Annotated in this window: 3 protein-coding genes and 2 pseudogenes; 4 read left to right on the top strand and 1 reads right to left on the bottom strand. The window is 69.2% G+C overall.

Translation table 11 applies throughout. The annotated features are described in order from the left end of the window. From AC27KI_RS15860 to AC27KI_RS15845, 4 genes and pseudogenes are all read left to right on the top strand, one after another. Positions 1-188, top strand: a pseudogene (locus AC27KI_RS15860) (hypothetical protein); the annotation flags it as partial. A gap of 132 nt (positions 189-320) precedes the next feature. After that, positions 321-974, top strand: coding sequence for a TetR/AcrR family transcriptional regulator (locus tag AC27KI_RS15855; RefSeq protein WP_487090013.1), 654 nt, complete (start codon positions 321-323; stop codon positions 972-974). Positions 975-1330: 356 nt separating this feature from the next. After that, complete coding sequence (locus AC27KI_RS15850) at positions 1331-3232, top strand: methyl-accepting chemotaxis protein (protein WP_487114683.1); 1902 nt, start codon at positions 1331-1333, stop codon at positions 3230-3232. A gap of 11 nt (positions 3233-3243) precedes the next feature. Next, complete coding sequence (locus AC27KI_RS15845; protein ID WP_284411130.1) at positions 3244-5544, top strand: NADP-dependent malic enzyme; 2301 nt, start codon at positions 3244-3246, stop codon at positions 5542-5544. A gap of 123 nt (positions 5545-5667) precedes the next feature. Here AC27KI_RS15845 and AC27KI_RS15840 read toward each other — a convergent pair. Beyond that, positions 5668-7451 (bottom strand): annotated as a pseudogene (locus tag AC27KI_RS15840) (hypothetical protein); the annotation flags it as partial.

The raw sequence follows: 7451 nt of genomic DNA, 5'->3' as shown, positions 1-7451 counted from the left end.
GTCGTGCGCCGAGCACGCCGCCATCGTCGAGGCCCTCGAGCGCGGCGATACGGCCCTGGCGCGCGAGCGCATGCTGGGCGCACATCGGGCATGTGGAGCAGGCGCTCGATTCGCAGGCGCCCCGCACGCACGACCGCCTGCGCGACTCGCTGGCGCCGCTGCCGGCGCGGGACGGCACGCGGGGCTGATTCGCACGCGCCAGCCCATCGGGCGCGCCACCGGTTCGCCATCCCATCTCCGTTTAGAGGCAGTTCCCCAGGCGGCATGGGCGGCGCGGGCGTAGCATTCGTGCCCCACAGCGACAGACACGACCCGCCACCATGCCCCCAACCGAAGGTCGTGCCCCGTCCGTCGGCCGCTCCCCCCTCGGGCGCCCCAGCGCCCAGCGCGCGCAGGAGCTGCGCCAGATCATTGTCGATGTGGCGGCCGCCCTCATGCTGGAGCACGGCTACGCGGGCACCAGCATGGAAGCCATCGCCACTGCGGCGGGCGTGACGAAGCGCACCATCTACACCCGGTTCGAGTCCAAGGAAAACCTGCTGCGCGAGGTGCTGGCGGCCGCCGCGCTGCCGGCATTGCAGCTCGATTTCCAGTTCGCGCCCGGCCTGCCCCTGCAGGACAAGCTGGTGCGGATCGGCATGGAAATGAATGCCACGCTGCTGCACCCCGGCATGCAGAACTGGCTTCGATTCGCCATCCATGGCATCTCGCTCCACCCGGAGCTGGCCCCACTGGTCCATGGATTGATCGAGCAATACCTGGCGCTGCTGGCGCATCATCTGGCGGACTTGTTCGCCAGCGAAGCCATGGTGGTGGAAGACCTGCCCACCCTGGCGAAGGTGTTCGCCAGCCTGATCTCGTCGCCGGCGCAGAACCTGGCGGCCTTCGCGATGCATCCCGGATCGCCCGAGGAGCAGGCGCAGCTCATGCACCGGTCCGTGGCGGTGTTCCTGGCCGGCTGCCGCGCCACCTGAGCGCCAGCAGGGTTTCAACATCTCCTCTTGTTGTTGCTTGCTGACAGGCCTGGCCATTAATGAAACCCATCAGTTTCATTTCTGATAGGATTTGAAACCATTGGTTACACAGACAGTGGCACGGTCCCGCGACGGGTTTCTGCAAGGCTTCGCCATCCGCTCCCACAACGACAAAAGACAACAGCGGCTCTCGACCTTGCTGGCAAGAGGTGCGTCACGGCGCCTCTTGAATCAACGCCCCTCCACCCAGTGCTCACGAGGCACGGGCCATTCCTGCGGCAATCCAATGCGTCGCCAGCGCCACCGCTGGTTTTTGACAATCCAAACGGGCTTCGAAAATGGAATGGTTTAAACGAATGAAGGTCGGCACCAAGCTGATCGCCGGCTTTCTGGCAGTCGCGGCGATCGGCGCGTTGATCGGTACGGCCGGCATCCTGCGATCCAGTGAGATCAATGACCTGGCCGACCTGATGTACGAGCGCGAGATCACCGGCCTGTCCCACGCCACGGAGGCGAACATCCAGTTGATCGGCGCGAGCCGGGCGATCCGCAGTGCGGTGCTGGCGACGACGGAAGACGAGCGGCGCATGCACACGGCTTCCGTGCAGGCACGCCTGAAGACCACGCACGAAGAGCTGGCCAAGGCCAGCAACTTTTTCGTGACCGACGAGGGCAAGGCCCGGGTCCGCGAGACCCAGCAGGCGCTGCAAGCCTACGATGCCGGCCTTCAAGCGGTGCTGGCGCTCCTTCAGACCGAGGAGTTGTCAAACACGCGGGCCTCCGTGATGAAGATCAACGAGGTCCGGTCGATCGCGGACAAGGCCGACGACCTGCTGGGGCAGCTCGTCGATCGCAAGCGAGGCAATGCCAAGGAGTTGAACGACAAGACCACCGAGATCTACCTCCAGGTGCGCCTCATCCTCATCAGCCTCACGATCGGCGGCGTGGTCCTGGGCATCCTGGTCGGCGTCCTGCTCACGCGGGGGCTCACGCGCCAGTTGGGCGGCGAGCCAGGCGATGTGGCCCGGGTGGCCGGTGCCATCGCGCAGGGAGATCTGACCGTCCCCATCGACACCTCCCGCGCTGCTCCGGGCAGCGTGGTGGCGGCCATGCAGACCATGCAGACCTCGCTGCGCGAGGTGGTCGGCACGGTGCGCGCGAGCAGCGGCAACATCGCCGTGGGCGCGACCCAGATCGCCACCGGCAACGCCGACCTGTCGCAACGCACCGAAGAGCAGGCGAGCAACCTGGAGGAAACCGCTGCCTCCATGGAGGAGCTGACCAGCACGGTGATGAGCAGCGCGGACACCGCCAAGCAGGCCGCCCAACTGGCCCAGTCCGCCAGCCAGGCCGCGCAAAAGGGCGGCGAGGTGGTCGGGCAGGTCGTGTCGATGATGGGGGAGATCAACCACTCGTCCCAGCGGATTGCCGACATCATCGGCGTCATCGACGGCATCGCGTTCCAGACCAACATCCTGGCCCTCAATGCCGCCGTCGAGGCGGCCCGGGCCGGCGAGCAGGGCCGCGGTTTCGCGGTGGTGGCCAGCGAGGTCCGCAGCCTCGCCCAAAAGAGCGCCGAAGCCGCCAAGGAGATCAAGACGCTCATCCACGACAGCGTGGACAAGGTGGCCAACGGAAGCCAGCTCGTCAATGCGGCGGGCACCTCCATGGAGGACATCGTCGGGCAGGTCCAGCGCGTCAGCCACCTGATCCAGGAAATCACGTCGGCGACCCAGGAGCAGACCTCGGGCATCAGCCAGATCAACGAAGCCGTGATGCAGCTCGACCAGGTGACGCAGCAGAACGCGGCCCTGGTGGAGGAATCCGCGGCGGCGGCCGACAGCCTCGACCAGCAGGTCAAGCAGCTGGTGGCCGCCGTGGGCGTCTTCAAGCTCGACGAAGCCGCGCCCCTGCCTTCGGCACCGCCGGCTGCGGCCAGGGCGCATGCCCCGCTCCTGCGCCCGCGCGAGGCGCCTGTGCATCGCAGCCAGCCGGCCCGCACACTCCCCCCCCGCCAGGGCGGCGGCACGGCCCGCGCCGCGCGCACTGCCTCCGAAGGACAGCCAGGAAGCGTGGGAAAGCTTCTGAAGCCGTGCGATGGCGGCGCGATGGCGACACCATGGCGACGGGATGCCCGCACCATGGCGGCGCCATCGCGCGGGCCCTTGCGAACGCGTTGCACGCCATGCGCAATCCGCATTGGCAGGGAGGATTTCCGCGCCCCGCTTGGAGTAAGCTCCCTGCGCATTTCTCCCTAGGATCTCCATCCATGACACAACACACACTGTCCGCAGCCGAGCAGGCCCTGCGCGAAGCCGCGCTCGAATACCACCGCAACCCCAGCCGCGGCAAGATTTCGGTCACGCCGACCAAGCCGCTGTCCAACCAGCGTGACCTGTCGCTGGCCTATTCGCCGGGCGTGGCCTACCCCTGCCTGGACATCCAGGCCGACCCGTCGCTGGCGTTCGACTACACGGCGCGCGGCAACCTGGTGGGTGTGATCACCAACGGCACGGCCGTGCTGGGCCTGGGCGACATCGGTCCGCTGGCTGGCAAGCCGGTGATGGAGGGCAAGGGCTGCCTGTTCAAGAAGTTCGCGGGCGTGGACGTGTTCGACATCGAGCTGGCCGAGCGCGATCCCGACAAGCTGGTGGAGATCATCGCGTCGCTGGAGCCCACGCTCGGCGGCATCAACCTGGAAGACATCAAGGCGCCCGAGTGCTTCTACATCGAGCGCGAACTCTCCAAGCGCCTGAACATCCCGGTGTTCCACGATGACCAGCACGGCACGGCCATCATCTCCAGCGCCGCGCTGCTGAACGGCCTGGAACTGGTGGGCAAAGAGATCGGCGCGGTGAAGGTGGCCGTGTCGGGCGCGGGCGCCGCCGCCATCGCCTGCCTGGACGTGATGGTGGGCCTGGGCGTGAAGCGCGAGCACATCTTCGTGGTGGACTCCAAGGGCGTGATCCACGACGGCCGCGCGAACCTCGACGAATCCAAGGCCCGCTACGCTCAAAAGACCGAGGCCCGCACGCTGGCCGACGTGGTCAACGGCGCCGACGTGTTCCTGGGCTGCTCGGCCCCCGGCGTGCTGACGGCCGAGATGGTCAAGACCATGGCCGACAAGCCGATCATCCTGGCCCTGGCCAACCCCGAGCCCGAGATCCGCCCCGAGCTGGCAAAGGCCGTGCGCCCCGACTGCATCATCGCCACGGGCCGTTCGGACTATCCGAACCAGGTCAACAACGTGCTGTGCTTTCCGTACATCTTCCGCGGCGCGCTCGACTGCGGCGCGACCAAGATCACGCAGGAGATGAAGCTGGCCTGCGTGCGCGAGATCGCCGACCTCGCCAAGGCCGAGATGAGCGACGAGGTGGCCGCGGCCTATGCGGGCCAGGAGCTGTCCTTCGGCCCCGACTACCTCATCCCCACGCCCTTCGACGTGCGCCTGATCCTGCGCATCGCCCCCGCCGTGGCCAAGGCGGCCGAGGCCTCGGGCGTGGCCACGCGGCCCATCCAGGACTACGCGGCCTACCGCGAAAGCCTCACCCGCTTCGTCTACCAGACCAGCATGTTCATGCGCCCGGTCTTCACCGCCGCCAAGGCCGCGCCACAGCGCGTGGCCTATGCCGAGGGCGAGGACGACCGCGTGCTGCGCGCGGCGCAGGTGGCCGTCGACGAAGGCCTGGCGCGCCCGATCCTGATCGGCCGCCCCGCCGTCATCGCCACGCGCATCGCGAAGGCCGGCCTGCGGCTGCAGCCGGGCAAGGACGTGGAGATCTGCAACCCCGAGGACGATCCGCGCTTTCGCCAGTACTGGGAGGCCTACCACCAGCTCATGGGCCGCGACGGCATCACGCCCGAGGCCGCCAAGGCCGCGGTGCGCCGCTCCAACACGCTGATCGGCGCGCTCATGGTGCGCCTGGGCGACGCCGACGCGCTGCTGTGCGGGCTGGTGGGCCGCTTCGACCACCACCTGGAGCATGTGCGCCAGGTGATCGGTCTGAAGGAAGGCACGCCGGACTTCGCCACGGTGAACGCGCTCACGCTGGACCAGCACACGCTGTTCATCGCCGACACGTACATCAACGAGGCGCCCGATGCCGAGCAACTGGCCGCGATCGCGCTGATGGCGGCCGAGGAAGTGCAGCGCTTCGGCCTGCCGCCGAAGGTGGCGTTCCTGTCGCACTCCAACTACGGCTCGTCCACGCGCCCCTCGGCCCGCAAGATGCGCGCGGCACGCGACCTGTTCGTGAAGGCGGCGCCCCACATCGAGTGCGACGGCGAGCTGCACGGTGACTCGGCCCTGTCGGAGAAGATCCGCCACACCGCGCTGCTGGAGGGCACGCTGTCGGGCTCGGCCAACGTGCTGATCTGCCCCAACCTGGACGCGGCGAACATTCTGTTCAACGTGCTCAAGACCACCGGCAGCCACGGCACCACCATCGGCCCGATCCTGCTGGGCGCCGCGGCATCGGCCCATGTGCTGACGCCCTCCTCCACCGTGCGCCGCGTGGTCAACATGACCGCGCTGGCCGCGGCGAACGCGGCAGCGGCCAAGGCCCGCTGAACGCAAGGGCGCCGCCCGCACCATCCCCGCCCGGGGGATGGTGCGGGCGGCAGGCGCCTGCGCAAGGCACGGCGCCCCATGACCGGCTGACATCCCCGGGATGGAAGATCGATCCCCCGCGCCTCACGCGCGGCGGGGCCTTTGTGCCGGAACATCCAGGCGGTTGTCGATGTGCGAGGCCTCGGCCGCCTGCACGCTCGCCATCTGCACCACCAGATCCACGCCCTGCGTCTTCTGCACCGTGTTGCGCTCGTACGAGCGCAGCGAATAGGGCTGCTTGGCCGCCGGGTCCTTCCACTGCGCCTCGATCGTTTCGGCCAGCGCGGAGACCGCCTGCGGCAGGCCGCTCGGGTGCTGCGCGCACAGCTGCATCGACGAGCGGTAGGCATCGTCGCGCGCGCGGGCCTCGGGCGTCACGATGTAGCGCGCGGCGAAGCTGTGGGTGGGCGCCGCGTGGTCGCGGATGTCGGCCAGCAGGCCATCCAGGCGTTCAGGGTCGGCGCCGGCCTCCACCCATTCTCCGAGCTCCGGCGTCACTGCGTTCATGAAGGCGTCGACCTTCTGGTACTCCGTCTCAACGAACGACATCGGGTGCAGGCGGCCGTCCTCGTACACCGCCTCCCGCCGCTGGAACTGGCCCGCGAGGATGTGCTCCGCGCTCACGCCGGCTTGCACCGCCGCGAGCGCCAGGTCCACCCCGCCGGAAAACGAGGTGCTCGAAGCCACGCTGGTGGACGGGCCGGCCGACGCCTTGGCCCCGGCCCCGACCCGCGTGGCATGCCCCGCGATCGACCGCTCCACGCGCATGCGCCCGGTGGCGTCGGCATAGTGCTTGGTGACGTTGCGCTGGGCCTCCACGAAGCCGCCCACGCCGGCGCTCACCTTGGCGCCCCATTTGCCGATCGAACCCATCAGGTCGGCACCCAGCCCATGCCGGCGGCGGCCATCGCCGGCCAGGCCGATGCGGTTGACCGTCAGCTCGGGAAATTCCTGCAGCAGGCGCTGCAGCAGCGGGGTGGCGTCGTCCGCCTGCGCCCCGCCCTCGCTGCCGTCGAGCAACGCGTCCACCAGCGCCGAGAACTCCGCCCGCAGCTCCGGCACCGGCCGGCCGACCCGCGGCAGGCGCAGGGAGATGCCCTGGATTTCGGCCTCTTCCTTGCCGTAGAACACGGTATCGAGGTTGACCCCCGCCTTGGCCACACCGATGTCCGGCCCGACGAAGGCGCCGACCCCGATCTGCTTGGAGGCCTGGCGCTGCGATCCCAGCACCAGCTCCATGTCGTAGGGGGGCATGGCGATCTCGAAGACCGCCTGGCGGCCGCGCTGCGCCCGGCCATCGACCCGCCCGCGCAGGAAGAAGGCGCTCGCCACCGCGCTGATCGACGACGTGATCTGCCGCAGCCCCACCCCGACCAGCCCGCCGCTGCTCAGCCGCAGCCGGGAAGAGCCCTCGATGTTGGCGATGATGTCCTTCAGGGCCGAACGCACGGTCTCGCGCGTGATCACCGGCACCCGGGTGTCCCGTCCCTCGGCCTCTTCCTCGGCGCGCACAAGCGCCGTGGAGACGGCCTGCACCCAGGGCGCCTCCTGGGCTGGCGCTCCTTCCTCCGTGGGTTGCGCCGCCTGCGCCCCGTCGCTGCCGCTCGCTGGGCGGACCTCGGCAAACCACGCACTCATCGCCTGCGAATCCAGGCGCAGGTCCGCCAGGGCCTGCAGCTGCTTCGATTGGGCCAGTTGCTCCGCCAAACCAGGTCCGGCATTGCTCGACACCCGGACCGCCAGGCGGGCCGCGATGTCGGCGCGGGCCGCCTCGTCGAAGCCGGCCCGCTCCAGCGGCTGCGGTGCCGGCGTCTGCAGGCAATGCTCCAGCACGGCCGCTCGCAGCAAGCCATCGGGCACCGGCCCGG

The organism is Acidovorax sp. KPB24-03 (genome assembly GCF_057546605.1).
Note: the sequence above shows the minus strand (reverse complement) of the source record. Positions and strands in the feature narration are given on the sequence as shown.